Below are 26,592 nucleotides of genomic sequence, written 5' to 3'. Positions count from 1 at the left end.
CACTTTCCCGGCGAAAACTTAATGGTTCAGAGGTCTTCCCTGATGCTTTCGAAAGGTCTATAGTCAATCGTAAATGAACGGCATTCATTTAGTGGTCCGCATCACTACCGCGGCCGCAGAGAGGACATCATGCTGGAACTTGACCGCGACGTCGTCATCGTCGGAGCTGGCCCCGCCGGGCTGACCGCAGCCCGGGAACTAAAGAAGGCCGGCCTGAGCGTGGCCGTCCTGGAGGCGCGCGACCGTGTCGGCGGCCGCACGTGGACCGACACAATCGACGGCGCCATGCTGGAGATCGGCGGCCAGTGGGTCTCCCCGGACCAGACCGAGCTGCTGGCGCTCCTTGACGAGCTTGGCCTGCAGACCTACTCCCGTTACCGCGACGGCAAATCCGTCTACATTGGCTCCGACGGCAAGCGAACCCTCTACACGGGCGATACCTTCCCGGTCAGCGAAACCACGGCCGCCGAAATGGACAAGCTCACCGCACTGCTGGATTCCCTCGCCGCCGAGATCGGCCCCACCGAGCCGTGGGCGCACGCCAAGGCCCGGGAGCTGGACACTATCTCCTTCCACCACTGGCTGCGGGAAAACTCCTCGGATGAGGAAGCCTGCAACAACATCGGGCTCTTCATTGCCGGCGGAATGCTGACCAAGCCCGCCTACGCCTTCTCCGCGCTGCAGGCAGTGCTGATGGCCGCCTCCGCCGGATCCTTCACCCACCTCACCGACGAGGACTTCATCCTGGACAAGCGCGTCATCGGAGGAATGCAGCAGCTCTCCCTGCTGCTTGCCGCCGAGCTGGGCGAGGACGTCGTGCTGGACAGCCCGGTGCGCACCATCAACTGGGTGCCTGCCTCCGCAGGAGGTACTGAGGGAGCCGGAGAAATCGGAGCCCAGCGGGTGACGGCTGTTTCAGAGCGCGCCACCGTGAACGCGCGCTTCGTCATCATGGCCGTACCGCCGAACCTCTACTCCCGGGTCTCGTTCAACCCGCCGCTGCCGCGCCGCCAGCACCAGATGCACCAGCACCAGTCACTCGGCCTGGTCATCAAGGTGCACGCCGTCTACAGCACTCCCTTCTGGCGTGAGGACGGCCTCTCCGGAACCTGCTTCGGCGCCGGCGCCCTGGTCCAGGAGGTCTACGACAACACCAACCACGAGGACACCCGCGGCACCCTGGTCGGCTTCGTTTCGGATGAGAAGGCCGATGCCATGTTCGAGCTCAGCGCCGGGGAACGCCGCCGTGCCATCCTCGAATCGATGGCCGGATTCCTGGGTGACAAGGCCCTCGAGCCGGAGGTCTACTTCGAGTCGGACTGGGGCTCCGAGGAGTGGACCCGCGGGGCCTATGCCTCCAGCTACGACCTCGGCGGGCTGCACCGCTATGGCAGGGACCAGCACGCCCCGGTCGGCCCGATCTACTGGTCCTCCTCTGACCTCGCTGCCGAGGGCTACCAGCACGTCGACGGCGCGGTCCGGATGGGACGCCAGACGGCGGCCCGGATTGTCGCAGCCGCAGACCGCAGCTCCGTGGCCTCCCATTAGCCCGAACCTCCCACCCAACCCAACAGTTCAGAAAGGATCGGCCAGATGCGTTACGTAGTGGGGTATTCAGCCAATGCCAGAGGCCACGATGCCGTCAATCTGGCCGTATCGCTGGCACGCGGCCGCGGTGCCAGCCTGGATCTCGTCCTGGTGGTGCCAGAAGTCCAGCAGTTCGGCGCCGCCCATGCGCCCAAGGCAGGCTTCGAGAACCTTCTGAACGAGCAGGCACGCCAATGGCTCGATGAAGCCCTCGCCCTCGTCCCGTCCGACGTTCCGGCGCAGGCGCACATCCGCAGCGGCGACTCCGACGCCCAGACGCTGATCGACGCGACCGAGGAACTCGGCGCGGACGTCCTGGTCATCGGGGCCACCAGCACCGGCCTGTTCAAACGCTTCAGCATCGGTTCGGTGGCCAGCGCGCTTCTTCACGCGTCCACGGTTCCGGTGGCCCTGGCACCCCACGGCTACTACCGCCAGGAAGCCCTGATCCGGATCAGCTGCGGACTCGGCACCCGGGCGGGGGCAGAGAAGCTGCTCGATTTCGCCATCGGCATGGCGGCGAACCGGGCCGTCCCGTTGCGCGTGGTATCGCTGCTCGCACTCGACGGCGGCGACTCAACCGCCGCTGCGGTCGCCCGCGAATACGCGGAGAAGACCGTCGCGGCAGCGGCGCCGGTCAGCCCGTCGGGCGTCCAGCTGGCGGCCAAGACGGACGTCGTCGTCGCGCAGGGCCGGAGTATCGAAGAGGCCGTGGACGGCCTCGACTGGGAAGACGGCGAGGTCCTGGTCATCGGGTCGAGCCGCCTGGCCCAGGGCCGCTCCATCTTCCTGGGCAGCACGGCCAACCGGATCCTCCGCGCCCTGCCCGTGCCGATGCTCGTGGTGCCCAGCGGCTACGAACTCAAGCAGCAGAACCACACAACGTCGAATGACACGTCCGGAGAGGCACCCCAATGAGTACCGAACACGCGGCGGCCAAGGCCTCGCACGACACCCACGCAGGACTGAGCGCCAAGGGCCTCAAAGCCGGATCGGTCGGCCTGATCGGCGCCGTCGTCATCGGCGTGTCCTGTATTGCCCCGGCGTACACACTGACCGCGGCCTTGGGCCCGACGGTCGCTGAAGTCGGCGTCCAGCTGCCGGCCATCTTCCTGGTGGGCTTCGTCCCGATGCTGCTCGTCGCGTTCGGCTACCGGGAACTGAACAATGCCATGCCCGACGCCGGAACCTCCTTCACCTGGGCCTCGCGCGCCTTCGGGCCCTGGATCGGCTGGATGGGCGGCTGGGGACTGATCGCCGCGACGATCATCGTGTTGTCCAACCTGGCCGCCGTGGCCGTGGACTTCTTCTACCTCATGCTGGCCCAGCTGTTCGGCAATCCCGAACTGGCCGACCTGACCCTGAACCTGCCGCTGAACATCGCCACCACCCTGGTGTTCATCGCGCTGGCCTGCTGGATCTCCTACCGCGGCATGGAAACCACCAAGGGCGTGCAGTACGTGCTCGTAGCGTTCCAGCTCCTGGTTCTCGGCTGGTTTGCGGTCGCCGCTTTCAGCCACGTCGCCAACGGCACAGCTTTCGATGCCACCTCGATCAGCCCCGAGTGGTTCAACCCGTTCGCCGTCGAATCCTTCTCGGCCTTCGCCGCCGGCGTCTCCCTCTCGATCTTCATCTACTGGGGCTGGGACGTCACCTTGACCATGAACGAGGAAACCCGCAACCCGGAGAAGACCCCGGGCCGCGCGGCCACCGTCACCGTGCTCGTCATCGTGATCATCTACATGACCGTCGCCCTGGCCACGCTGTCGTACGCCGGCATCGGGGAGGAAGGCCTGGGCGCCGGAAACCCGGAAAACCAGGGCAGCATCTTCGCCGTCCTAGCCGGACCGGTCATGGGCCCGTTCGCCATCCTGATGTCCCTGTCCATCCTGAGCAGCTCGGCCGCATCCCTGCAGTCGACGTTCGTCTCACCGGCCCGGACGCTGCTGGCGATGGGCCACTACAAGGCGCTGCCGACCAAGTTCGGCCGGATCAGCCCTACCTTCAAGTCCCCCAGCTACGCCACGATCGCGGCGGCCATCGCCGCGGCGGGGTTCTACGTGATCACCCGGACCACATCCGAGAACGCCCTGTGGGACACCATCACCGCACTCGGCATGATGATCTGCTTCTACTACGGCGTCACCGCCCTGGCCTGCGTCTGGTTTTTCCGGAGCGAGGCCTTCAGCGGGGCACAGGCATTCTTCTTCAAGTTCCTCGCCCCGCTCGTCGGCGGCGTGATCCTGCTGGTGATGTTCGTCAAGACCGCCTATGACTCCATGGACCCGGCGTACGGTTCCGGATCATCCGTCGGCGGCATTGGCCTCGTGTTCGTCCTGGGCATGGGTGTGATCCTGCTGGGCGTGGTGCTCATGCTGGTCATGGCCAAGATCCGCCCGGAGTTCTTCAAAGGCAAGGTCCTGCCCACGCGGACCTAGGCCCGCGCCGCACCAGACCGGGAAGGTCCTCCGTCCGGCAGCCATTGGAAAGTAAGCAAACTTACCAATAGGCTGGCGGGAGGGGGACCTTCCCCCGTACGGAACCAGAACGAGGTGACAGCATGTCGGACGCAGAAAACATCAGCAAAGTTACGGACATCATCAACGATTCGCGGATTGGGATGTTCACCACCGTCAATGACTCAGGCGCGCTGGTCAGCCGGCCGCTGGCCGTCCAGGATGTGAAGGACGACGGCGACATGTGGTTCTTCACGTCCTCCACCACGTCCCAGGTCGCCCATGTCCGGGCGGACCCGCGCGTCAACGTCTCCTTCGGCAAGGCCACGGAATGGGTGTCGGTGGCCGGAACGGCGGAGGTCATCACCGACCGCCGGAAGATCCACGATCTTTGGAACCAGATGGTCGAGGCCTGGTTCCCGGACGGCCCGGACACCCCGGAGGTGGTCCTGCTGCGCGTCGATTCCGACTCCGCCGAATTCTGGACCAGCCCGGGCGGGACCGCCGCGACGGTACTGCAGTGGGTCAAGTCCAAGGTCACGCACAACCGGAAGACCGTGGCTGAAAGCGCCACGGTCGAACTTTAAGCCCTGCTCCGGCCTCTGGATCCCGGACTTTGGATCCGGCGGCGCCGGCCTACTCGATGATGTGGAGCGGAGTGTCCTGCCCGACACCGGCGGCCCGTTCGGCGTCGGCGAGGGCCTGTTCCAGCCGGTCAACCGCCGCGGCATAACCGGGGTCCCCGCCGCGGAGCTGCTCCGCGGCCTTCATTGCCCGGATCAGGGCGGCCGTCTCCGTCTGCCGCGGGTCACTCATTGCGGGGTAGTCGATGCTGTGCGCGGGGTCCAGTTCGTAGCGCTGCCACCGGGCCAGGGCGCGGCGGTGCCGGGCCGCAGCCGCCTCATTGCTGGCCACAATGTCCCGGGAGGCCCGGCGGGCCTCGCGCCGGCTGAAGACCCTGGGAGTCCAGAAGTAGGAGACGGCGGCAGCGGCAACGGCGAGAACACCCAGCAGCAGTCCGGCCCACGGTGCCGCCAGGGCGGAAAGGATGACGGCAGGAGCCACGATGGCGAGACCGGCGAAGACGTCCCAGAACACGGCGTCCGCCAGGCCATCGCTGGCGGCGGCCACATGCTTGCGGATGAGATAGACCGAGGCTCCGGACGCGCACACGACGACGACGGCCAGGGCCAGCAATTGCCAAAGCGCGACGGGGCCGGACTCGAACAGGGACGGCATTCCAACACCTCCAGGGATCCGGCCCGGACGGGCGCGGTTCCGCTGATTCCATTGGAATCCATTGGAGGCGGGCCGTCAATGGTCCCGGAACTGTGCGGGAGCCGGCCGCGGCGGGACCGGTTCACAGCAGGGTCCGTCCCGGCGTAGCCTAGGGCGCATGCGACTGAAAATGTGCAGTATCCACGTCAAGGACCCCGCCGCCGCGTTCGAGTTCTACACCGGAATCCTGGGCTTCGAGAGCCTCCTGGCCATGCCGGAGCACAACCTGTACATCGTGACGGACCCGGCCGGGTCCGGCGGTGGATCAGTCGGGCTCCTGCTGGAGCCCAGCGACAACCCGATCGGGGCCGCCTACATGAACGGATGCCACGACGCCGGGCTGCCCGCGATCGTCTTCGGGGTGACCGATGTCCGGGCGGAGTTCAAGCGGCTCACGGGCAAGGACGTGACATTCCAGGGCGAACCCTCCGACGGTCCCGGCGGCACCACGGCGGTGTTCGACGACGGGTGCGGCAACTTCGTCCAGCTCCACCAGGACTGAGGGCCGGGGCCGGCGGGATCGCTGGCGTGCCCCGGAAGGCGGCCAGGCTACTCGGCCGCGGTGCGGGCCTGCTTGGCGTCCTTCTTCGCAGCCTCGTCCTTGACCCGCTGGGCCTCGGCGCGGACGGCAGCGTGGGTGGAGCGTTCGGCGACCAGCCACGCGGGGGGAGCCTGCAGCAGCGCGGTGATTTCCGCCGTCGTCAGCGCTTCCTCGACGCCGCCGCGGGACAGGCCGCTGATGGAGACGTTGAGCTTCTGCGCGACCACCGGGCGGGGGTGCGGGCCGTTGCGGCGCAGCTCGGCGAGCCACTCCGGCGGGTTGGCCTGGAGCTCAGCGAAATCGGCGCGGCTGATGACCGAATCCTGGAACTCCTGGGGTGTTGCGGGCAGGTAGATGCCAAGCTTCTTGGCAACGGTGGCCGGCTTCATGGACTGGGAGTTTGCTGAGGTCATGCTTCAAGGGTATCCGGCCAGAGGCCGGCTGGGCACCGGCACTGAGCACTGACACCCGGCATGCGCCGGGCCGGGCGGTACTGTGAACATGTGTCCGCAGCAGAAGAAACACCCCAGACCCCCGACGAAACCGCCGCCGTCCCGGCCGAAGACGCCGTGCGGGAGTTGCGGTTTGCCTACGTCGCCGGCGTGACGCCCGGCAAGTGGACCCGGCGCTGGGAAGAGCGGATGCCCGATGTCCCGCTGCGCTCCTTTATGTCCGCGGAGGGCGCCCAGCTCACCGTGCTGCGCGACGGTTCCGCGGACCTGAGCTTCGTCCGGCTGCCGGTGGACCGCGCAGGCCTCAGCGTCATCGCCCTCTATGAGGAACAACCCGTGGTGGTCGCACCCAAGGGGCACGAAATCTCCGTGTTCGAGGAGGTGGCCTTTGCCGACCTGTCCAACGAGACATTCCTGGACGTTGCCGAACTCGGCGGACCGGAGATGGCCCTGCAGGTGGTGGCGTCCGGGGCCGGCCTGGTGATCCTGCCGATGTCCGTGGCACGCCACTTCAACGTCAAAGGCACCGTGGCGCGCCAGCTCACCGGGGCCCCGACGACTGAGATCGCCGTGGCATGGCCCAGCGACAGCACGGATGAGGTGATTGAGGAGTTCATCGGGATTGTCCGCGGCCGGACCGCCGCGAGCTCCCGCCAGCCCTCCGCCCAGCAGGAAAAGCCCAAGAAGGAACCGAAGCCGGACCGGCGCGGTCCCGCGGTCAAGAAGCCCAAGGTCGCGCAGCGCTACGCGCCCAACCCGGACAAGGGCCGCGGCAAGGGATCACGGAAAAAGGGCAAGCGCTAGGACGCTGCCCGCCCTGGAGGGCTACTTGGCGCAGGCATCCTGCAGTGATTTGACGGAATCGGAGGGAACCTGGTCGCCGGACTCGGCGATCTCCTGCAGCGGGGTCGTGATCTCGGCGGGCACGCCAGCGGTCTCGTCACCGGCGACCAGGCCGCCCAGCAGTTCCTTGTCCTGGACACTGACCAGGCCGTCCTCGACCAGCGTGCAGGCCTGCTTCTTCACTTCGCTCCCAGCCGCCGTGGCAACCTGGGAGGCGCCGTCGCTGACGGCTTTGTTCGCGGCGTCCTGCACCTGTCCGCAGCCCGTCAGGGCGATCATGAGGGCGGCGGCGGACAGGGCGGCAAGGCGGAGTTTCATGCCTCCACCCTAACAAGCGCTCCTGAGCGGAAGCTGGCCGCGGGCGGTGGCTGAAGGACCCTCGAAGGACCCTCGCCGGCCCTTCAAGGACCCTTGCGGGACCCTGGCCGGCCCCGGGACCGGCTGAGGCCGGGAGTCCGACCGCGCCGCCGGCGTCCGTTGCGCCGCAGTTTGTGACGCAGGAAACCTGCAGGAAATCTTCGCGGTCTACTCTGGCAACACCGCGGCGCCGCCAGGCCCGCGACCGCCGGTGTTGAAGGGATTCCGTCATGCATCTTCTGCCCCGTGAGCAGGAAAAGCTCATGATCGTGGTCGCGGCCGATCTCGCCCGCCGGCGCCAGGCGCGGGGGCTGCAGTTGAACTTCCCGGAGGCGGTGGCCATCATCAGCTACGAGCTGATCGAGGGCGCCCGGGACGGCAGGACGGTGGCGGAGCTGATGAGCTACGGCACCACAGTGCTCCGCCGCGGGGACGTCATGGAGGGCGTGCCGGAAATGATCCACGACATCCAGATCGAAGCCACCTTCCCGGACGGCACCAAGCTCGTCACCGTCCACGACCCGATCCGATAGGGGACCCGATGACTCCCGGAGAATACGTCCTCGGCCCCGAGCCTGTGCTGGTCAACGCCGGCCGGGAGGCGGTCGACGTCGTGGTGACCAACACCGGCGACCGTCCCGTGCAGGTGGGCTCGCACTTCCATTTCGCCGAAGCCAACGCCGCCCTGACGTTCAACCGGCGGGCCGCCTACGGACGGCGCCTGGACATCCCGGCGGGCACGGCGGCCCGCTTCGAGCCGGGGGACAGCAAAACCGTCCGGCTGATCGAACTCGCTGGCCAACGCGAGGTCTACGGCCTGAGCAACGCGGTCAACGGCACGCTTACCCCGATTGACGAAGGACGCGGATGAGCTTCGAACTATCCCGCCGGCAGTACGCGGACCTGTACGGGCCCACGACCGGAGACTCCATCCGCCTCGCCGACACCGGACTCTTCCTCGAAATCGAGAAGGACCTCACCGTGTACGGCGAGGAAGTGGTCTTCGGCGGCGGCAAGGTGATCCGCGACGGCATGGGCCAGAACGGCCAGGTGACCCGTGACGGTGTTGGTTCCGGCGGTGTTGGTTCCGGCGGTGTTGGTTCCGGCGGCGGAGTGCCGGACACCGTGATCACCAACGTCGTCATCCTCGACTACACCGGGATCTACAAGGCCGACGTCGCGCTCCGGGACGGCCACATCTTCCGGATCGGCAAGGCCGGCAACCCGCAGATCACCGACGGCGTGGACATCGTGATCGGCGCCAGCACCGAAATCATCGCTGGCGAGCGGAAAATCCTGACGGCCGGCGGCGTGGACTCGCACATCCACTTCATCTCCCCGGACCAGGTCCCCGCAGCCCTGTGCAGCGGCGTGACCACCATGATCGGCGGCGGCACCGGCCCCGCCGAGGGCACCAAGGCCACCACCGTCACCCCCGGCAAATGGCACATCCAGCGGATGCTGCAGGCGGCCGAGGGGCTCCCGATCAACATCGGCCTGTTCGGCAAGGGCCACGCCTCCGCCGTCGAGCCCCTGGCCGAGCAGATCCGCGCCGGCGCGATCGGGCTTAAAGTCCATGAAGACTGGGGCTCCACAACGTCCTCGATCGACACCTCACTGAAGGTCGCGGACCGCTACGACGTCCAGGTGGCCATCCACACCGACACGTTGAACGAGTGTGGCTTCGTGGAGGACACCATCCGGGCCATCGACGGGCGCGTGATCCACACTTTCCACACCGAGGGCGCTGGCGGCGGGCACGCCCCGGACATCATCAAGATCGCCGGGCTGCCCAACGTCCTGCCGGCCTCCACCAACCCCACACTGCCGTACACGCGCAACACCATCGAAGAGCACCTGGACATGCTCATGGTCTGCCACCACCTCAACCCGGATATCCCGGAGGACATGGCGTTCGCGGACTCCCGCATCCGCGCTGAGACTATCGCCGCGGAGGATGTGCTTCAGGACCTGGGGATCTTCGCGATCACCTCTTCGGACTCCCAGGCCATGGGCCGGGTGGGCGAGGTGGTCATCCGTACCTGGCAGGTCGCGGACAAGATGAAGAAACAGCGTGGCGTGCTCAAAGATCCTGACGGCGGCGTGCACGGCGCGGCGTCCGGGCTCGGCGCGGAGAGCGACAACTTCCGGCTGAAACGCTACGTCGCGAAATACACGATCAATCCCGCCATCGCGCAGGGCATGGCGGACTCCATCGGCTCGGTGGAGGCCGGGAAGTTCGCGGACCTGGTGCTCTGGGACCCGGCGTTCTTCGGGGTCAAGCCGGAACTGGTGCTCAAGGGCGGGCAGATCGCCTATGCGCTGATGGGCGACGCCAACGCCTCCATCCCCACCCCGCAGCCGCGCACCATGCGGCCGATGTTCGCCGCCTACGGCAAGGCCCTACAGCAGTCCTCCATCACCTTCCTCTCCCAGGCCGCCATCGAAGCCGGGGTCCCGGCAGAGCTGGGCCTTGAAAAGGTCATCCGGCCCGTGTCCGGCATCCGCAGCCTCACGAAAGCGGACCTCAAGTACAACGGAGCCACCCCGGAGATCGAGGTGGACCCGGAAACGTACAGGGTGACGGTCGACGGCGAGGACGTCACCTGCGAACCCTCCGACGTGCTGCCCATGGCGCAGCGCTACTTCCTTTTCTAGGCGTCCAGAGGAGACAGGAATGATCATCGAAAAGGTCCTCGGCAACACGCACGACCTTCCCCCGGGTCCGGACCCGTATGCCGGGCTGCACCGCGAAAAAGTCGTGCTCCCCAGCGCCCAGCTGGTCAAACGCGTCCAGCGCGTCACCACCGACCACGGCAAGGAGCTCGGCATCCGCCTCCCCTCCGGTTCCGGGGACCTGCGCGACGGCGACATCCTGCACGTCGCGGAGGCCAACATGATCGTGGTGTCGGTGCTGCCCACCGACGTCCTCGTCATCGCGCCGCGCTCCATCCACGAGATGGGGGTGGTGGCGCATTCGCTCGGCAACAGGCACCTGCAGGCCCACTTCTTCGACGCCTCCGCCGAGTACGGTGCCGCCGTGATGGTCTGCCAGTACGACCACACGGTGGAGGACTACCTCAAACACGTCGGAGCGCCCTACGACCGCCAGGAGCGCGTGATGCCCGTCCCCTTCCGCCATGCCGAGCACTCCCACTAGTCCGGCGCCCTACCAGCTGGCGCTGCAGCAGCTGTGTGATTCGGCGCTGCCCACCGGGGCGTTCGCGCACTCGCTGGGGTTTGAGAGCTACATCGACCGCGGGCTGGTGCACGACGAGGAGTCGTTCGGGGTGTGGCTGGCGGCATTCGTGGCACAGCAGCTGAGCTATTCGGACGCCCTGGCCATCCGGTTTCTCTATGAGGATGTTCCTGTTGCTGAACTGGATGCCTTGCTGACGGCCCAGTTGCTGCCGCGGCAGCTGCGCGAGGCCAGCATCAAAATGGGCACCCGGCTCCTTGAGATCGGCGCGGAGATTTTTCCGTCCCCGGAACTGGCGGAGTACCGGGCGCTGGTGGGTTCCGGCCGCGCCGCCGGCCACCAGCCGCTGGCCTTTGCCGTCGTCGCGCGTTCCCAGGGCGTCCCGCGGCCCGAGGCCCTCGCCGCCTACCTGTTCGCCGCGGTCACGTCGCTGACGCAGAACGCCGTCCGGGCCATCCCGCTGGGGCAGAACGCCGGCCAGCGGCTGCTGCGGAAGGCGGCCGACGACGTCGCTGCCGCGGTCAGGCGGGCAGGCCGCCTGGACCGGTCCGACTTCGGTGCGGTCAGCCCCGGCCTCGAAATTTCGCAGATGCGGCACGAGCGCCAGCGTGCCCGCATGTTCATGAGCTAGGCACCAACGAAATATGTCTGGAGAAGAATATGTCTGAGCCCGTCAAAATTGGCATCGGCGGCCCGGTGGGCGCCGGCAAGACCCAGCTCGTGGAGCGCCTCACCCGCCACATGAGCCGGGAAATTTCCATGGCTGCGATCACCAACGACATCTACACGATCGAGGACGCCAAGATCCTGGCAGCCAACGGGATCCTCCCGATCGACCGGATCATCGGCGTGGAAACCGGCGGCTGCCCGCACACCGCCATCCGCGAGGACACGTCGATGAACACCGCGGCCATCGAGGAGCTCAAGCAGCGGCACCCTGACCTGCAGGTGATCTTCGTGGAATCCGGCGGGGACAACCTCTCCGCCACGTTCAGCCCCGAACTCGTGGACTTCTCCATCTACATCATCGACGTGGCCCAGGGCGAGAAGATCCCGCGCAAGGCCGGCCAGGGCATGATCAAGTCCGACCTTTTCATTATCAACAAGACCGACCTCGCGCCGCACGTCGGCGCGGACCTCTCCGTGATGGAGCGGGACTCGCGAGAGTTCCGGGGCGGGAGGCCGTTCTGTTTCACCAACCTCAAGACTGACGAAGGACTGGAACGCGTCATCGAATGGATGCGGCGCGATGTCCTGATGCTCGACCTGGCGTCATGAGCACGACGGCGGCCGTTGAACTCCTCGCGGGTGCCTCACCTATGGGGGAGCTTGAACTGCGGATCGCCGTTCGCGGGGAGAAGTCCGTGGCTGTGCATCAGTTTCACCGTGGCGCCTTGCGGATTTTACGGCCGCATTACCTGGATGACTCGGGACAGGTTTGTTATGTTGTGGTGAATCCTGGCGGGGCGTATCTGGGGGCCGATCTCTACGTCATCGATGTGGAGGTGGCGGACGGGGCGAGGCTGCTGCTCACGACGCAGGCGGCCACCAAGATCTACCGGACGCCGGACTCCTTTGCCGAGCAGCGGATGCGGCTGCGACTGGGGGAGGGGTCACAGCTGGAGCTCGCCCCGGATCAGCTGATCGCCTACCGGGGTGCCAGCTACCGGCAGAACACGCACATCACCCTGCACCCGACGTCGAGCCTGGCCATATCCGAGGTCATCACCCCCGGCTGGTCGCCGGACGGCGCCTCGTTCCGTTACGACGAGCTGCGGCTCCGGACCGAAATCCGGGTCGAGTCCGGGGGGAGGAGTGGACTGCTGGCCCTCGACAACCTGCTGATCCGGCCGCCAACGCACGACGTCACAGGGATGGGGTTCATGGAAGGCTTCAGCCACATGGGATCCCTGATTGTCGTCGACCGGCGGGTCAACCAGGCCCTTGCGGACGAACTGCACGTGCTGACCGGCGGCCTTGAGGCCTACACAGGAGTCTCATTGACTGCCACAGTTGATGGCATCAGCGGTCTGGTGCTCCGGTCCCTCTCGAACAGCACCGAAGAACTTAACCGGCTCCTGGGCGCCTGCAGTGCCCTGCTCCGGCAGCGGTGGCACGGCACGGCGCCCCTGGACCTAAGGAAATACTGATGACCACGTTGACCGGAGTCACCGCCCTGTACCGTCGGCGCGAGCAGCTCCCGCTGCGGACCCGGCTGTTGGTCACCTTCGGTGCGGTGCTGGCCCTGCACGGGGCCGCCGTCGTGCTCCTGCTTGCCGGTCTGGTGACGGCCGGCGGGCCGCTGGCGCCGGGCCTGGTGCTGACGGCCTATCTGGCGGGCATCAAACACAGCTACGACTGGGACCACCTCGCCGCCATCGACAACTCGACCCGGACGTTCGTGGCCCAGCGCCGGGACCCGGTGAGCGTCGGGTTCGCCTTCAGCCTGGGCCACAGCTCGGTGGTTGTCCTGGCGGGGATCCTGGTGGTCGGCGGCGCCGCGGTGGTGGGCCAGTTCATGGAGGCCGGCACCACCGGAAACCACGTGCTGGGGCTGATCGGCAGCGGCGTCTCGGGGATCTTCCTGCTGGCCATGGGGCTGTTCAACGGATCCGCGTTCATCCGGGCCGCGCGGGCCTACCGGAGCGTTCAGGGCGGCGGAGCGGTGCGGGAGGATGATCTTGAGGCGCAGGGATTCGTCGCCCGGATGCTGGCAAAGCCGCTGTCGCGTGTCCGGCGGCCGCGGAACATCTACGTCCTCGGCTTCCTGTTCGGGCTGGGCTTCGACACGGCCACCACGATCGGCCTGCTGGTGATGGCGGCGGCCGCATCCCTCGCCGGGGTCTCCCCGCTGGCCCTCCTGGCGCTTCCGCTGGCCTTCACCGCCGCCATGACCCTGTGCGACACCGCCAACGGCGTCGCCATGCTGCGCATGTACAGCTCCGCCCTCCACAATCCGCAGCGGACGCTGGGGTTCAATGCGCTGATCACCGGCATCTCCGCCGTGTCGGCCCTGGCTATTTCCTTCATCACCCTGGGCGGGTTTTTCAACGCGGCCTTCGGGCTTGAGGATCCCGTGACCAGTTGGCTGGGCGACGTCGACCTGGGCGAAGCAGGGCTGCTGCTGGTGTTGTCCCTGTTGGCCGCTTGGGGAGTGGCCTTCATGCGCGGACGTCTTTCCGCGCCGCCTGGCAAGTAGCCGACCGGCGTCGCGGGCGTGCCCGTCCGGCGGGCGGGAGGTGAGTCCCGCCCGCCGGTGTCGTCTCAGCCGAAGCTGGCGACGTAACTGGGCACCCCGACGGCGTCCGTCGAGACCGGCGCGCCGGTGTCGTTGATGACGTGGTCCAGCGTCCCCGCACCGAGGTTGACGCTCAGCAGGCTGTGAAGCTTCACTCCGGGTGTGACCGGCACCTCGAAGCCCCTGGTGGCGTGGATCGTGGGGTCGACGTTGTTGTAGACGTAGCTTCCGCCCCCCCATAGTTCGTGGGTCTTGACCGAATCGGCGATCTTGAAGCCGGCCCAGCCCAGGACCCCGTCATGCTGCCAGGCAGCCTGGTTGGGCGCGTCGTAGGGCAGTTCGTTCTGGAAGAACACCGTCTTGCCGTGCTCGCCGTTCCAGATGACGTTGTACTGCTGGTAGTGCTCCACGAACAGGCCGGTGGCCGTGACATGGTCGCCGTTGATGATAACGCCGTTGTCCCCGGTGTTGGTGGTCCAACCGACGCCGTTGCCGTGGTCCGCCCGCCACGCCCAGATGTGGTCCAGGAGCACGTTGTCGCTGTTGACTTCCAGGCTCACCGAGGCCTGGCCAACATGCGGGCCGCCGATACGGAAGAACACGTCGTGGAGCGTGGTGGGGTTGGCCGGATCGCTGTGGTTCGTTGAGTTCGTGGCTCCGCCGGCCTTAGGATTTTTGGCTTTACCGATGCGCATCAGCACGGGCGAGTTCACTTCGCCGGCATCCACCGTGACGGCGGCGATATCGACGCCGGGGACATCCGCGACGGTCAGCGGAACGGCGCCATTGACAGCGGTCAGGGTGGCCATACCGAGCCCGAGCACGACGGTGTTGGCGCGCTTGACCTCAATGCTTTGGTCGACGTCGTACACCCCGGGGGTCAGCAGCAGGTTTTTGCCGCGAGCCAGCTGGGAGTTGATGGTCTTGACTGAATCGCCGGGCCTGGCCACGTAGAAATCGGACAGCGGGATGCTGCGGCCGGCCGTCGGGCCGTTTTCCCACGTGGTGCCGGCGGAGTCCGTGCGAACCGCGGGAACGAAGACGGCGTACTGGCCTGCGGCCTCGAGGGTTAGGTAGGGCTTCTCCCGGCTAACCGGGGTGCTCGCCAGGGTGGTGTACGGCGGATTCGGGAAGGACTGCTCCGGGGCGCCCTCCACACCGGAGAAGACCTGGTTCCAGACCCCGTTGGACCAGTCGCCGATGCTGCTGTCCCGCACGAAGTACTGCTGCTGTGATCCGTTGATCACGGGTCCGGTCTTCGAGTCGGAAATGAACCCGCCGCTGGCATACTGCGGTCCGGCAGTGCAGTAGTCCATCAGGGAAAGGTTGCCGCCGGTGACATTGACCCGCCGCATGGGGGAGGCCTGCGAGGCGGCCCAGAAGTTGGCCGAGCTGCGGCAGCCCTCGAGGCCGGTGACGTTGATGGTGAGGTTGGACAATGAGCGCCAGAAGTTGTTCAGGGCAATGCAGTTGTCCGCGGTCAGGCACCGGTTGTAGACATCAACGTGCCCGTTGATGGTGACGTCGGTGGGTGCGGCGCCCAAGCCGGCAACCTCCGTCGAATAGCCGACCTGGACGATGAGGGGCTCCGCGGCGGTGCCATAGGTGCCGGGCTTGAACAGCAGGGAGTACCGCTTGGATCCCATTTCGTCGTCGACCTGTTCGGCCGCAATGGCGTCGACGGTGGCCTGGATCTCGGCCACGGGCATGCTGGGGTCAAAAATCCGGACGTTAGGACCGAAGCCCGGGTCCACCACCTGCGGGACGGCCGGTACCGCCGGGGAGGCGGCCTGGGCCGGAGCAGGGGCGGGGGCCTGCGGTGCGGCAGCCACCGAGGCGGCCGCGACTCCGCCACCGGTGCCGATGAGGCTGATGAGGAGGACGGCAGTGCCGGCGATGGACCGGGCGCTGAGGCGCCGCGGCTGCGGAATCTCAGCCGGGACGGCCGCGGGGCGGACGGGGAATTGGGCTAGCGGCATTGCTGGTCCTGTTCTTTGGGGGCGGATTCGACGCGTGCAGCGGGAAGTCGCAATCGATCACCCACAACTATGGGAGCGCTCCCGCACTGGAGCGTAACACCGCCCACGTCCACGGGCAAGGGTCGAATCCAGGGGCCGGACCCGCTCTTGACAACAGGATGTGAGGTGGGACACCATGTTCATGAGAGCGCTCCCACACGGACCGCCCAGTTAGCCGCCAGTGGTGCGGCTGACCCCATCCGGCCACCGCTGCCTCCGGCGCTGTAGCCCGGATGGAATTTTGACGAAGGAGTCTTCCCTGTGAAAAACCCCAGCAAGTTCTCTGCGCTGTCGGCCGCGGCCGCCTGCCTGGCCCTGTCGCTCACGGCCTGCGGTTCCTCCGCCCCCGAGAAGGCCGGCGCCGATGGAGCCACCGGTTCGAAGCCGGTGACACTGACCGTTGGAACGTTCAACGAGTTCGGCTACGAAAAACTGTTCGAAGAATACGAAACGCTGAACCCGAACGTCACGATCGAGCACAAGAAGGCCGCTACCACCAACGAAGCCCGTGACAATCTGACCACCCGGCTGGCAGCCGGATCGGGTTTGTCCGACATCGAAGGCGTTGAGGTCGACTGGTTGCCCGAGCTGCTGCAGTACCCCGACCGCTTCACCGACCTGAGCGACTCGGCTGTTGAAGGTCGTTGGCTGGACTGGAAGACCGATGCTGCGAAGACTGCTGACGGTAAACTCCTGGGCTACGGCACGGATTCCGGTCCGGAGGCTGTCTGCTACAACGCCGATCTGCTTAAGAAGGCCGGCATGCCCACCGAGCGCGAGGAAGTCGCGAAAATGCTCGGCGGAACGTGGGACAGCTACTTCGAGGCCGGCAAGAAGTTCAAGGCTGCCAGCCCGGACTCCGCGTGGTTCGACTCCGCGGGCGCCATCTACCAGGGCATGAGCAACCAGCTCGAAAAGGTCTACGAGGAGGAGGACGGCACCGTCATCGCCACGGACAACCAGAAGATCAAGGACACCTACAACCAGGTCCTGGGCGCTTCCACCACGGACGGGCTTTCGGCCCACCTGGGCCAGTGGAGCGATGACTGGGCCGCCGGTTTCCAGACAGGCGCCTTCGCCACGACCCTCTGCCCGGGCTGGATGCTCGGGGTCATCGAGGGCAACGCGGCCGGAGTTACGGGCTGGGACGTGGCCAACGTCTTCCCGGGCGGCGGCGGAAACTGGGGCGGCTCGTACCTGACGGTCCCCACCCAGAGCGAAAACCAGGCCGAGGCCAAGAAGCTGGCCGGCTGGCTGACCGCCCCCGAGCAGCAGATCAAGGCGTTCACCGCAAAGGGCACGTTCCCGAGCCAGAAGCAGGCACTGGAAAGCAGCGAACTGCTGGGCCAGACCAATGCCTTCTTCAACGGTGCCCCCACCGGCCAGATCTTCGCCGAGCGGGCCAAAGCCGTTGACGTGACGCCGTTCAAGGGCACCAAGTTCTTTGCCATCAACGACGCCATGCAGCAGGCCCTCACCCGCGTGGACGTTGACAAGACCGATGATGCGGCCTCGTCGTGGGAAAAGTTCGTCACAGCCGTGAAGTCCCTGTAAGCCATGGCGGTTACGGACCAGGTCAAGCCCCGGGCCGCCGGTGCTGAGGCACCTCCGCCGCAGGGCGGCGGCAGGGGTGTCCGGCGCCTGGCGTTCTCCCAGCAGGTCTCCAAATGGGACGTGAAACTCTCCCCCTACCTCTACATCTCCCCGTTCTTCCTGCTGTTTGGCGTCACGGGCCTCTTCCCGCTGCTGTACACGGGCTGGGTTTCGCTGCACAACTGGAACCTCATCGGCGGACAGGGGAAATTCACCGGCCTGGACAACTACGCCTTCGTCCTGGCGCAGCCCTACTTCTGGAACGCCGTCGGCAACACCCTCAGCATCTTCCTCCTCTCCTCCGTGCCCCAGGTCATCATCGCCCTGGTGATAGCGGCGGTGCTGGATGCGAACCTGAGGGCCAGGACGTTCTGGCGGATGGGGGTCCTGGTTCCGTTCGTCGTCGCGCCGGTGGCCGTGGGACTGATTTTCAACAACCTTTTCGCGGACCAGTTCGGGCTGGTCAATGAGATGCTGAAGGCTTTTGGCCTGGATCCGGTCCGGTGGCATTCCGAGTCGCTCGCCAGCCACACGGCGATCGCCACCATGGTGAACTTCCGCTGGATCGGCTACAACGCCCTCATCTTCCTTGCGGCAATGCAGGCGATCCCGCGGGATGTGTTTGAAGCTGCCACGATCGACGGCGCCGGCCGGCTGCGGCAGTTCTTCTCCGTCACCGTTCCCATGCTGCGGCCCACCGTGATCTTCGTGGTCATCACCTCCACCATCGGAGGACTGCAGATTTTCGATGAGGCGCGGGTTTTCGACCAGTCCGGGCTGGGCGGGGCTGACAGGCAGTGGCAGACGCTGACCATGTACATCTGGGAACTCGGCTGGGGCCAGCGGAACTTCGGCAGGGCCTCCGCCGTGGCGTGGCTGCTCTTCGTGATGATCGTGCTGATAGCCCTGCTCAATTTCATCATCACCAAGCGCATCGCAAGCCAGGGAGGCCGCAAATGAGCTCCATCCCCATGATTGAACAGAGCGCCGGCAAGGGCGCGGCCCGGGCCGCGGCACGGCGGGGGCCCGGCGCCGGGCGCAAAGCGGGCTCCTCCAGCGTCCGCCGGCCCGGCTTCCTGACGTACGGGTTCCTCAGCGCCGTCCTGCTCGCATCCATTTTCCCGCTCTACTGGTCCTTCCTCGTAGGCAGCCATGACAACACCGTCCTGAGCCGCGGCATTCCGCTGCTGCCGGGCGGAAACTTCCTTGCCAACGCGGGGAAGGTCTTCGACAGCATCCCGTTCTGGAAGGCCATGGGCAACAGTCTCATCGTCTCCAGCGTGACGGCGGCATCCGTTGTGGTGTTCTCCACCCTCGCCGGATTCGCCTTCGCGAAGCTTCGGTTCCGGGGAAGCAAGGGGCTGCTGGTTTTCGTCGTCGCCACCATGGCGGTCCCGACGCAGCTGGGTGTTGTCCCGCTCTTCATTGTGATGTCAAAGCTGGGCTGGACCGGCTCGCTGTGGGCTGTCATCGTCCCCGGTGTCGTCACCGCCTTCGGGGTGTTCTGGATGACCCAGTATCTCCGGGACGCCCTTCCGGACGAGCTCATCGAAGCGGTGCGGATGGACGGCGCCTCGATGATCCAGGCCTTCTGGTACATCGGATTTCCGGCCGCCCGGCCCGCGGCCGCGATGCTGGCCCTGTTCACCTTTGTGGCCACCTGGACGAACTTCTTCTGGCCATTCATCGTCCTGGACCCCTCCAACCCCACGCTGCCGGTGGCGCTGCAGCTGCTGCAGGCCGCACACTTTGTGGACTACTCGGTGGTGCTGGCAGGTGCGGTTCTGGCCACCGTCCCACTGCTGGTGCTGTTTGTCGCTGCAGGCCGCCAGCTCGTTTCCGGAATTATGCAAGGAGCAGTAAAAGGATGAACACCACCGCGCTAGCATTCCCCGAAGGCTTTCTGTGGGGAGCGGCCACCGCCGCCTACCAGATCGAGGGGGCGGCCCAGGACGGCGGCAGGAAGGACTCAATCTGGGACACGTTCTGCCGGGTTCCCGGTGCGGTCACCGATGGCCACAACGGCGACGTCGCCTGCGACCACTACCACCGCACCGCCCAGGATGTGGCTTTGATGAAGTCGCTGCACCTGAAGGCATACCGGTTTTCGGTGTCATGGGCCCGTTGCATGCCGGACGGCAGGACACCGAACCCTGAGGGGATCGCCTTCTACTCCCGTCTGGTGGATGAACTGCTCGCCGCAGGCATCACCCCCTGGCTGACGCTCTACCACTGGGACCTGCCGCAGGCCCTGGAGGACGAGGGTGGTTGGGCCAACCGGGAGACCGCCCGGCTTTTCGCCGCCTACGCCGCCGTGCTGCACGAGGCGCTGGGCGGCCGGGTGCGGATCTGGACCACCCTCAATGAACCCTGGTGTTCGGCGTTCCTGGGCTACGCCGCCGGCGTCCATGCCCCGGGCCGGCAGGAACCGGCGGCGGCCCTGGCAGCAGCCCATCATCTGCTGCTCGGCCACGGGCTCGCCGTGGCGGAACTGCGCCGGCGGGATCCGGATCTGAGCCTTGGCATCACCTTGAATCTCACCGTGGCGGATCCGGCCGACCCCGCCTCCGCGGATGACCGGGACGCGGCCCGCCGTATTGACGGGCTGCACAACCGGATCTTCCTCGATCCGCTCTTCCGCGGCGAGTACCCGGCGGACGTGCTGGACGATGTGGCGGGCCTCGGTTTCGACACGGTCGTGCAGGACGGTGACCTGGCTGCCATCTCCGCGGCGGTGGACCTGCTGGGGGTCAACTACTACCAGGGAGAGGCGCTTACCAAGTCGGCTCCCCCTGCCGGACATCCGGAATATCCGGACCCTCCGGAAACGGTGACGACGACGGCGCAGGCGGCCCCGGAGTCTGCCGCCCGGCCCGCGGCGTCGCCGTTCGTCGCCGCTGACGGTGTGCACTCGGTGCCACGGGGGCTCCCGGTGACCGGCATGGGCTGGGAGGTCCAGCCCGAAGGCCTGTTCCGGCTGCTGGTGCGGCTCCAGAACGAATACACGGGCCCGGCCGGCATCCCGATCTACATGACGGAGAACGGTGCTGCCTATCCGGACGTTCCCGACGCGCAGGGTTTCGTCGACGACCAGGACCGGCTGGCCTATTTCGACGCCCACCTGCGCGCGGTGCGGGAGGCGATCGATGCCGGCGCGGATGTCCGCGGCTACCTCGCCTGGTCGCTGCTGGACAACTTCGAGTGGGCCTACGGCTACCACCAGCGGTTCGGGCTGGTCCGGGTGGACTATGACACGCTGGAGCGGATCCCCAAGGCCAGTGGCCTCTGGTATGCGCAGGTGGCGGCATCGAACGCTGTCCCGGCCAGCAAGATGGCCTCGCACGTGGGATGACCGGGGATGTCGTATTCTCAAAGTGATGAACGAACAGATCCACCGGGGCGTCCGGCCAGAACCGGCGAGGCCGAGCCCTACCCTTGAAGACCTCGCGAAGGCGGCGGGCGTGTCCCGCTCGACCGCCTCGCGGGCCATCAACGGAGGCTCCCGGGTCAGCCCGGAAGCGCAGGCAGCCGTTGACGCCGCCGTCATTGCCCTGGCCTACACCCCGAACCCGGCCGCACGCAGCCTGGTCACCCGCAGGACTTCGTCAATTGCCTTGGTCATCAACGAACCCGATGCCCGCGTCATGATGGACCCGTTCTTCGCCGCCGTTATCACCGGTGTGACGGAGGCACTGCGCGAGACGGAAATGCAGTTGGTCCTGCTTATGTCCCGGGCCGGCGGCGATCCGTCGCGCACGGTCCGCTACCTGCGCGGCGGCCACGTCGACGGAGCCATTGTGGTCTCACACCATAAAGCCGATGGCTGGACCGAGGAGCTCGCCGCGTCCGGGCTTCCCACTGTCTTCATTGGGCGGCCCTGGGACGAAAATCTCGGAATCCACTACGTTGACGTGGACAGCTTCCAGGGCGCCCGGCTGGCAGCCCTTCACCTTGCGGCAAGCGGGCGCACTCGGCTCGGAACCGTCACGGGCCCGCTGGACATGACGGCCGCAGCGGACCGGCTCGCCGGCTGGCACGCGGGCCTCCGGGAAGCCGGACTCCCGCCGGGACCGGCCGCCCACGGAGACTTCACGGCCACCGGAGGCGCCAAGGCCACGGAAGAGCTGCTGGCCCAACACGGCCTGGACGGCATCTTCGCCGCTTCAGACCTGATGGCCCGCGGGGCGATCACGGCCATCCAGGCGTCGGGGCGGTCGGTGCCCGGTGACGTCGCTGTCGTCGGTTTTGACGACCACGTGTCGGCTACGGGCGAGCTGCCCCTGACCACGATCCATCAGCCAATGGTGGAAATGGCCACGGAAGCGGGCCGTCTCCTCCTCGCCGACATCGAAAACCCGGGAGCGGACCGGGATCCGGCGATCTACCCGGCGCGGCTGGTCGTGCGGGCCAGCAGCGGGCCGAAGGCCGGATAGGCCGCGCCGCACGCGGCGCGGGGAGTGCACGCTTCTTCGGTAGATTGGATCCATGCCGATGACTGCCGCGCTTGAAGGGATCTCCGACGAGGTCCAGGCGACCCACGCCCACACCGGGTCGTGGGTGGCTGCTGTGCTGCGTTCGCGCATTTCGGCGGGCCAAATCGCCCCGGGAACGAAACTCTCCGAGCAGAGACTCTCCGAGGTCCTGGGCGTCTCACGGAATACGCTGCGGGAGGCTTTCACCGTCCTCGCCGGTGAGTCCGTGGTGCGGCGCATTCCGAACCGCGGTGTGTTTGTGTCCGCGCCGCAGGCCGAGGACGTCCGTGAAATCTACCGCGTCCGCCGGCTGATCGAACCGGCGGCCGTGCTCTGGGGGGAATACCGGGCAGAGACCCTGGATGCCCTCGATGTCGTCATCGACCGGGCCCGCGCCGCCCTGAGCGCGGGGGCCGTGACGGAGATGGCCGATGCCAACCAGGACCTGCACAAGGCGCTGGTGGCGCTCTCCGGGAGTGCGTCAGTGGATGAACTCATGGACAGGGTCCTCGCCCAGATGCGCCTGGTCTTCCACGCCATGGCCACCACGACGGACTTCCACAGCCACTACGTGGAACGCAACGCCGCCCTCGTGGCGCTGCTGCGCGCCGGCCGCCGGGACGAGGCCGCGGCAGAGTTGCGCAGCTACCTGGACGCCGCCGAGCACGAACTCCTGATGCACATCGGCGCCCAGTAATCTACGGGACCTGGTACGAGGTGTCGCGCGCGTCCGTGATGAGCATGTGCCCCGGGGCATGGCCGATTGCCAGTGCCGGCCTTGACTCCATCACGGCTGCCTGCGGCGTCACCCCGCACGCCCAGAAGACGGGCACATGGCCGTCCGGGATCCGGACCGGGTCGCCGAAGTCGGGGCGGCCCAGATCCGTGATGCCTAGTTCGGCGGGGTTGCCGACATGGACCGGCGCGCCGTGCACGGCCGGATAGCGGGAGGTGATGCGGACGGCGTCGGCCACCTGGGAGGCCGGAACGGGCCGCATGGAGACCACCAGCGGGCCGGCCATTTGTCCGGCCGGTTCGCAGCGGACGGACGTGCGGTACATGGGCACGTTCACTCCCTGGTCGATGTGGGCCACCCGGATGCCGTTGTCCTGGAGGGCGGATTCGAAGGTGAAGCTGCAGCCCACAATGAACGTCACGAGATCATCGCGCCAGTGGGCCGTGATGTCGGTTGGTTCGTCGACTTTACGGCCGTCTTGGTACACCACGTACTTGGGCACGTCCGCGCGGATATCACCTCCGGCCAGCAGCGCACCGGAGGTCGCGCCGGCGTCCAGCACGCCCAGGACAGGGCAGGGCTTGGGATTGCGCTGGGCGAACAGCAGCACGTCGAAGGCCTGCGCCTTGGGCACGATAATCAGGTTGGCCTGTGCGTAGCCGCTGCTCCAGCCGGAGGTCGGCGTCACGAGGCCGGCGCGGAACAGGGCCCGGGCCTCTGCCGGGAGCAGCCCTTCCGGGTCTGCGGGGCGGGCGATGCGGGACGGGGCGTTCACCTCGGGAAGATTCATTGGTTCTAGGCCCACAGCTTTGCCAGGCTGGTCAGCGAGCTGTAGCCGAGGAACAGGGTCAGCAGCCAGGCCACGATGCCAATGACCAGCAGGCCCTTGGGGTAGACATAGCCGTGCAGGAGGTCCCGGCGGCGCCAGGCCACCCAGAGCAGGACTCCGAAACCGACGGGGAGGATGAGGCCGTTAAAGGCGCCCGCGAAGATGAGAAGCTGCTGCGGGGCCTGGCCGATCAGCAGGTAGGCCACGGTGCAGAAGGAGATGAAGCCGACGGTGATCAGGTTGCGGGTGCGGTCCTTGGTAGTGGACTTCGTCACGAACGAGACCGAGGTGTACGCGGCACCGATCACGGAGGTGATGGAAGCTGCCCACAGGATGACACCGAAGACGCGCATGCCGATGTCTCCTGCTGCGGCCTGGAAAGCGGAGGCGGCAAGGTTGCTGCCGGTCAGGGCCACGCCGCCGGCGACGACACCGAAGATGGCCAGGAAGAGCAGGATGCGCATGACGCAGGTGACCAGGATCCCCACGATCGAGCTCTGCGTGATCTGTTTGACGTTTTCAACGCCGGTGACGCCGGTGTCCAACATGCGGTGGGCACCCGCGTACGTGATGTAGCCGCCGATCGTTCCGCCAATGAGGGTGGTGATGACCAGGAAGTCGACCTTCTCGGGCATCACGGTGTTCTTGAGGGCCTCACCCAGCGGCGGGGCCGACACCACTGCCACGTACAGCGTCATCAGGATCATCAGGGCACCCAGGATCACCACGATCCGGTCGAGGGCGACCCCTGCCCGCTTGCTGAGGAAGATCAGGATGGCCAGCACCGCGGAGATGGCCCCGCCAATTTTGGGGTCCAGTCCCATCATGGCGTTGGTGCCTAGCCCGGTTCCGGCGATATTGCCAATGTTGAAGACGATTCCACCCATGAAGACGAGCGCGGCGAGGAACCAGCCGACGCCCGGGAGGACCTTGTTGCCGAGCTCCTGGGCCCGCAGGCCGGAGACACCGATGATCCGCCAGACGTTCGCCTGCACGGCAATGTCGACCAGGATGGAGACCAGGATCGCGAAGGCGAAGGCGGCGCCGAGCTGGACGGTAAAGGCTGTGGTCTGGGTGATGAACCCCGGGCCGATGGCACTGGTGGCCATGAGGAACATGGCGCCCAGCAGGGCGGAACGCCGGGCGGCCGGTTTGAGGGCGGCCTTGACGGTGGTGGTTTCCATGGGGGTCCCAACAGTTGGGTGACTGGCGTCACAACGATTATCTCCCGCAACTGTACCGACTGTTGAACAATCTGCGCAAGGAATTGTTCAACAATTTTAATTCGACCTGTTCCGATCCCAGTGAACTCCCGGGCCTCCGGCGGGTCAATTTTCGCTCAGTCGCCGTGGACCCCGCGCTGTTTCTCCTCCGAGTTATTCAGGTAGGCCAGCAGTAGGTCCCCGGCGCGGTCCAGCTGGCCGGCCTCAAGGGCCTTGCAGATTTTCTCGTTGTCGTCGAGGTAGCTGCGGTAGAAATGCGCATCTACGGTGGCCTTGTGAAAGAACAGCCGCATCTCGGCCAGCACCTGGGCCATGATCGCATTGAGGCGCCGGCTCTCTGCCAGTGCCACGATGGCCCCGTGGAAATGCTGGTTCGCGCTGCCGAGGGCTTCCTCGTCGTCCGCGGCCGCCGCGGCCTTGCCTTCCTCCACGGCCGCGCGGACCGCCGCCACCCGCTCGGGGCTTCCCCCGCCGCGGATCGCGCTCACTTCAATGAACCGGCGCACGGTGTAGACGTCGTGGATCTCGCCCGGCCCCAGGGTCGCGACGAACACGCCGCGGTTGGGATGCCGGACGACCAGCCGCTCGGCCGCGAGTTCGGCAAAGGCCTCGCGGATGGTGTTGCGGGAAACGCCCAGCTCCTCGGAGATGGTTGATTCAGTCAGCCGCGCGCCCGGCAGCAGCAGCCCTTCCGCCAGCTGCAGCCGCAGCTCGGCCGCGACCCGGTCCGCCACGGAGGGGGTGGCCACCCGCAGCCGGGCCGCCGACCCCAGGGCCGTACCCGCGGTGCCGGAGGCCTTGCTGCGCCCGGCGGCGGTAGGGCCGGGAATGCCAGGGAGTCCTGATTCGGCGCTCGTCATAGATGCGAATCTACACGATCGTCACATCGTGGAATTGAAGAATTGTTGAACAATTCTGAGATTTGGTGCATCCTAGATAGAGGAACCCCATGAGACGAGGATCACAAATGGCAACCATCGACCTGAACAGCGACGTCGGCGAATCCTACGGACGCTGGAGCCTGGGAGATGACACCGCGATGTTCCGTTCGGTTTCCAGCGCGAACGTGGCCTGCGGATTCCATGCCGGCGACCCCAGCGTGATCCGGAAGACCTGCCGCGAGGCGGTGGCCGCCGGCGTCGTGATCGGCGCCCACGTCGGCTACCGCGACCTCGCAGGTTTCGGCCGCCGCTTCCTGGACATCGACCCAATCGAACTCGCGGACGACGTCGTCTACCAGATCGGCGCGCTGCAGGCCCTGGCCGCGGCGGAAGGCGGCAAGGTCACCTACGTCAAGCCGCACGGCGGTCTGTACAACGCGATTGTGGCGCACACGGCGCAGGCGAAAGCCGTCGTCGACGCCGTAAAATCCGTCGACCCGGACCTGCCCATCCTGGGCCTGCCGGGCTCCGAGGTGCTCCGCCTGGCCGAGGCCGCCGGCCTTCGGGCCGTGACCGAAGCCTTCGCGGACCGGGCCTACAACCCGGACGGCACGCTGGTGTCCCGCACCCTGCCCGGCGCCGTCCTGCACGACCATGCGGAGGTCACTGAGCATGTCCTGCGGATGGCCTCCGATTCCGCCGTCCGCACCATTGACGGCTCCATCCTGAAGATCCGTGCAGAGAGCATCTGTGTGCACGGCGACTCCCCGGGGGCCGTCACCATGGCCGCCGCAGTCCGCGCGGCCCTGACTGCCGCCGGCATCAGCACCGCCGCATTCGTCCACGCCTAAGCGGCGCGGACCCCCTCGAAGCACCGCCAACGATGAAG

28 protein-coding genes are annotated in these 26,592 nt (G+C 66.8%); 21 read left to right on the top strand and 7 right to left on the bottom strand.

Annotated features, from left to right (window positions below; translation table 11 throughout):
• The first annotated feature begins 129 nt into the window (after nucleotides 1–129).
• The 4 genes from QK291_RS02485 (at nucleotide 130) to QK291_RS02470 (ending at nucleotide 4,630) form a co-directional block, all read left to right on the top strand.
• Nucleotides 130–1,548 carry an NAD(P)/FAD-dependent oxidoreductase gene (locus QK291_RS02485; protein WP_282378776.1) on the top strand — a complete coding sequence of 473 codons (1,419 nt, stop codon included), beginning with the start codon at nucleotides 130–132 and terminating at the stop codon, nucleotides 1,546–1,548.
• 45 nt (nucleotides 1,549–1,593) lie between these two features.
• The gene (locus QK291_RS02480) at nucleotides 1,594–2,505 is read left to right on the top strand and encodes a universal stress protein (RefSeq protein ID WP_282378774.1); all 912 of its coding nucleotides are present in this window, start codon (nucleotides 1,594–1,596) and stop codon (nucleotides 2,503–2,505) included.
• Nucleotides 2,502–4,025: an APC family permease gene (locus QK291_RS02475; protein WP_282378772.1), complete on the top strand. Its 1,524-nt coding sequence runs from the start codon at nucleotides 2,502–2,504 to the stop codon at nucleotides 4,023–4,025. Before QK291_RS02480 ends, QK291_RS02475 begins: the two co-directional genes overlap by 4 nt.
• A 122-nt stretch (nucleotides 4,026–4,147) precedes the next feature.
• Entirely contained in the window at nucleotides 4,148–4,630 is a 483-nt protein-coding gene (locus QK291_RS02470; protein ID WP_282378769.1) for a pyridoxamine 5'-phosphate oxidase family protein, read from the top strand.
• A gap of 49 nt (nucleotides 4,631–4,679) precedes the next feature.
• Here QK291_RS02470 and QK291_RS02465 read toward each other — a convergent pair whose 3' ends face one another.
• On the bottom strand, nucleotides 4,680–5,282 hold the full coding sequence (locus tag QK291_RS02465; RefSeq protein WP_282378766.1) for a hypothetical protein: 603 nt from the start codon (nucleotides 5,280–5,282) through the stop codon (nucleotides 4,680–4,682).
• A gap of 157 nt (nucleotides 5,283–5,439) precedes the next feature.
• On the opposite strand from QK291_RS02465, the gene QK291_RS02460 reads away from it, so the two are divergent.
• Nucleotides 5,440–5,823, top strand: a complete 384-nt coding sequence (locus tag QK291_RS02460) for a VOC family protein (RefSeq protein ID WP_282378764.1) — start codon at nucleotides 5,440–5,442, stop codon at nucleotides 5,821–5,823.
• 47 nt (nucleotides 5,824–5,870) lie between these two features.
• Here the strand turns inward: QK291_RS02460 and QK291_RS02455 are convergent, their stop codons facing one another.
• A complete protein-coding gene (locus tag QK291_RS02455) occupies nucleotides 5,871–6,275 on the bottom strand; it encodes a DUF5997 family protein (protein ID WP_282378762.1) in 405 nt (134 codons plus the stop codon).
• 90 nt (nucleotides 6,276–6,365) lie between these two features.
• On the opposite strand from QK291_RS02455, the gene QK291_RS02450 reads away from it, so the two are divergent.
• Entirely contained in the window at nucleotides 6,366–7,118 is a 753-nt protein-coding gene (locus QK291_RS02450) for a LysR family substrate-binding domain-containing protein (RefSeq protein ID WP_282378760.1), read from the top strand.
• 21 nt (nucleotides 7,119–7,139) lie between these two features.
• Here QK291_RS02450 and QK291_RS02445 read toward each other — a convergent pair whose 3' ends face one another.
• Nucleotides 7,140–7,475 carry a hypothetical protein gene (locus QK291_RS02445; RefSeq protein ID WP_282378758.1) on the bottom strand — a complete coding sequence of 112 codons (336 nt, stop codon included), beginning with the start codon at nucleotides 7,473–7,475 and terminating at the stop codon, nucleotides 7,140–7,142.
• A gap of 269 nt (nucleotides 7,476–7,744) precedes the next feature.
• Between QK291_RS02445 and QK291_RS02440 the strand changes: the two genes are divergently transcribed.
• Genes QK291_RS02440 through QK291_RS02405 form a run of 8 tightly spaced genes read left to right on the top strand, consistent with a single transcriptional unit; the run spans nucleotide 7,745 to nucleotide 13,912 of the window.
• Nucleotides 7,745–8,047: an urease subunit gamma gene (locus QK291_RS02440; RefSeq protein WP_282378757.1), complete on the top strand. Its 303-nt coding sequence runs from the start codon at nucleotides 7,745–7,747 to the stop codon at nucleotides 8,045–8,047.
• 8 nt (nucleotides 8,048–8,055) lie between these two features.
• Nucleotides 8,056–8,385 (top strand): urease subunit beta, encoded by a 330-nt coding sequence (locus QK291_RS02435; protein ID WP_282378756.1) that lies wholly within the window; start codon nucleotides 8,056–8,058, stop codon nucleotides 8,383–8,385.
• Nucleotides 8,382–10,172, top strand: coding sequence for an urease subunit alpha (ureC, locus tag QK291_RS02430; protein ID WP_282378754.1), 1,791 nt, complete (start codon nucleotides 8,382–8,384; stop codon nucleotides 10,170–10,172). The genes QK291_RS02435 and ureC overlap by 4 nt, the downstream gene beginning before the upstream one ends.
• A gap of 19 nt (nucleotides 10,173–10,191) precedes the next feature.
• Nucleotides 10,192–10,674, top strand: a complete 483-nt coding sequence (gene ureE / locus QK291_RS02425; RefSeq protein ID WP_282378753.1) for an urease accessory protein UreE — start codon at nucleotides 10,192–10,194, stop codon at nucleotides 10,672–10,674.
• Nucleotides 10,655–11,344, top strand: a complete 690-nt coding sequence (locus tag QK291_RS02420) for an urease accessory protein UreF (RefSeq protein ID WP_282378752.1) — start codon at nucleotides 10,655–10,657, stop codon at nucleotides 11,342–11,344. The genes ureE and QK291_RS02420 overlap by 20 nt, the downstream gene beginning before the upstream one ends.
• Nucleotides 11,345–11,373: 29 nt before the next feature.
• Entirely contained in the window at nucleotides 11,374–11,991 is a 618-nt protein-coding gene (gene ureG / locus QK291_RS02415) for an urease accessory protein UreG (protein WP_282378750.1), read from the top strand.
• 41 nt (nucleotides 11,992–12,032) lie between these two features.
• On the top strand, nucleotides 12,033–12,863 hold the full coding sequence (locus tag QK291_RS02410) for an urease accessory protein UreD (RefSeq protein WP_348994547.1): 831 nt from the start codon (nucleotides 12,033–12,035) through the stop codon (nucleotides 12,861–12,863).
• A complete protein-coding gene (locus QK291_RS02405; protein ID WP_282378744.1) occupies nucleotides 12,863–13,912 on the top strand; it encodes a nickel transporter in 1,050 nt (349 codons plus the stop codon). Before QK291_RS02410 ends, QK291_RS02405 begins: the two co-directional genes overlap by 1 nt.
• Nucleotides 13,913–13,977: 65 nt before the next feature.
• Here QK291_RS02405 and QK291_RS02400 read toward each other — a convergent pair whose 3' ends face one another.
• A complete protein-coding gene (locus QK291_RS02400; RefSeq protein ID WP_282378742.1) occupies nucleotides 13,978–15,930 on the bottom strand; it encodes an adenylyl cyclase in 1,953 nt (650 codons plus the stop codon).
• Nucleotides 15,931–16,230: 300 nt separating this feature from the next.
• On the opposite strand from QK291_RS02400, the gene QK291_RS02395 reads away from it, so the two are divergent.
• The 6 genes from QK291_RS02395 to QK291_RS02370 are packed head-to-tail and all read left to right on the top strand — an operon-like array spanning nucleotide 16,231 to nucleotide 22,731.
• A complete protein-coding gene (locus tag QK291_RS02395) occupies nucleotides 16,231–17,523 on the top strand; it encodes an extracellular solute-binding protein (protein WP_282378740.1) in 1,293 nt (430 codons plus the stop codon).
• A gap of 3 nt (nucleotides 17,524–17,526) precedes the next feature.
• Nucleotides 17,527–18,522: a sugar ABC transporter permease gene (locus QK291_RS02390; protein ID WP_282378738.1), complete on the top strand. Its 996-nt coding sequence runs from the start codon at nucleotides 17,527–17,529 to the stop codon at nucleotides 18,520–18,522.
• The gene (locus tag QK291_RS02385; RefSeq protein ID WP_282378735.1) at nucleotides 18,519–19,433 is read left to right on the top strand and encodes a carbohydrate ABC transporter permease; all 915 of its coding nucleotides are present in this window, start codon (nucleotides 18,519–18,521) and stop codon (nucleotides 19,431–19,433) included. Before QK291_RS02390 ends, QK291_RS02385 begins: the two co-directional genes overlap by 4 nt.
• The gene (locus QK291_RS02380) at nucleotides 19,430–20,914 is read left to right on the top strand and encodes a family 1 glycosylhydrolase (RefSeq protein WP_282378733.1); all 1,485 of its coding nucleotides are present in this window, start codon (nucleotides 19,430–19,432) and stop codon (nucleotides 20,912–20,914) included. Before QK291_RS02385 ends, QK291_RS02380 begins: the two co-directional genes overlap by 4 nt.
• Before the next feature lie 25 nt (nucleotides 20,915–20,939).
• The gene (locus QK291_RS02375; protein ID WP_282378731.1) at nucleotides 20,940–21,995 is read left to right on the top strand and encodes a LacI family DNA-binding transcriptional regulator; all 1,056 of its coding nucleotides are present in this window, start codon (nucleotides 20,940–20,942) and stop codon (nucleotides 21,993–21,995) included.
• Between the two features lie 58 nt (nucleotides 21,996–22,053).
• The gene (locus QK291_RS02370) at nucleotides 22,054–22,731 is read left to right on the top strand and encodes a GntR family transcriptional regulator (protein WP_282378957.1); all 678 of its coding nucleotides are present in this window, start codon (nucleotides 22,054–22,056) and stop codon (nucleotides 22,729–22,731) included.
• 1 nt (nucleotide 22,732) lies between these two features.
• Here the strand turns inward: QK291_RS02370 and QK291_RS02365 are convergent, their stop codons facing one another.
• The 3 genes from QK291_RS02365 to QK291_RS02355 all read right to left on the bottom strand — a co-directional run bounded on the left by QK291_RS02365 (nucleotide 22,733) and on the right by QK291_RS02355 (nucleotide 25,682).
• Nucleotides 22,733–23,560, bottom strand: a complete 828-nt coding sequence (locus QK291_RS02365; protein WP_282378729.1) for a putative hydro-lyase — start codon at nucleotides 23,558–23,560, stop codon at nucleotides 22,733–22,735.
• A gap of 5 nt (nucleotides 23,561–23,565) precedes the next feature.
• Nucleotides 23,566–24,783 carry an NRAMP family divalent metal transporter gene (locus QK291_RS02360; protein ID WP_282378727.1) on the bottom strand — a complete coding sequence of 406 codons (1,218 nt, stop codon included), beginning with the start codon at nucleotides 24,781–24,783 and terminating at the stop codon, nucleotides 23,566–23,568.
• A gap of 155 nt (nucleotides 24,784–24,938) precedes the next feature.
• On the bottom strand, nucleotides 24,939–25,682 hold the full coding sequence (locus QK291_RS02355) for a GntR family transcriptional regulator (protein ID WP_282378725.1): 744 nt from the start codon (nucleotides 25,680–25,682) through the stop codon (nucleotides 24,939–24,941).
• A 107-nt stretch (nucleotides 25,683–25,789) separates the two neighbouring features.
• Between QK291_RS02355 and QK291_RS02350 the strand changes: the two genes are divergently transcribed.
• Nucleotides 25,790–26,554 (top strand): 5-oxoprolinase subunit PxpA, encoded by a 765-nt coding sequence (locus QK291_RS02350; RefSeq protein WP_282378723.1) that lies wholly within the window; start codon nucleotides 25,790–25,792, stop codon nucleotides 26,552–26,554.
• Nucleotides 26,555–26,592 lie beyond the last annotated feature (38 nt).

Source organism: Arthrobacter sp. AL12, assembly GCF_029960645.1.
Taxonomy (GTDB): domain Bacteria; phylum Actinomycetota; class Actinomycetes; order Actinomycetales; family Micrococcaceae; genus Arthrobacter.
Note: the sequence above shows the minus strand (reverse complement) of the source record. Positions and strands in the feature narration are given on the sequence as shown.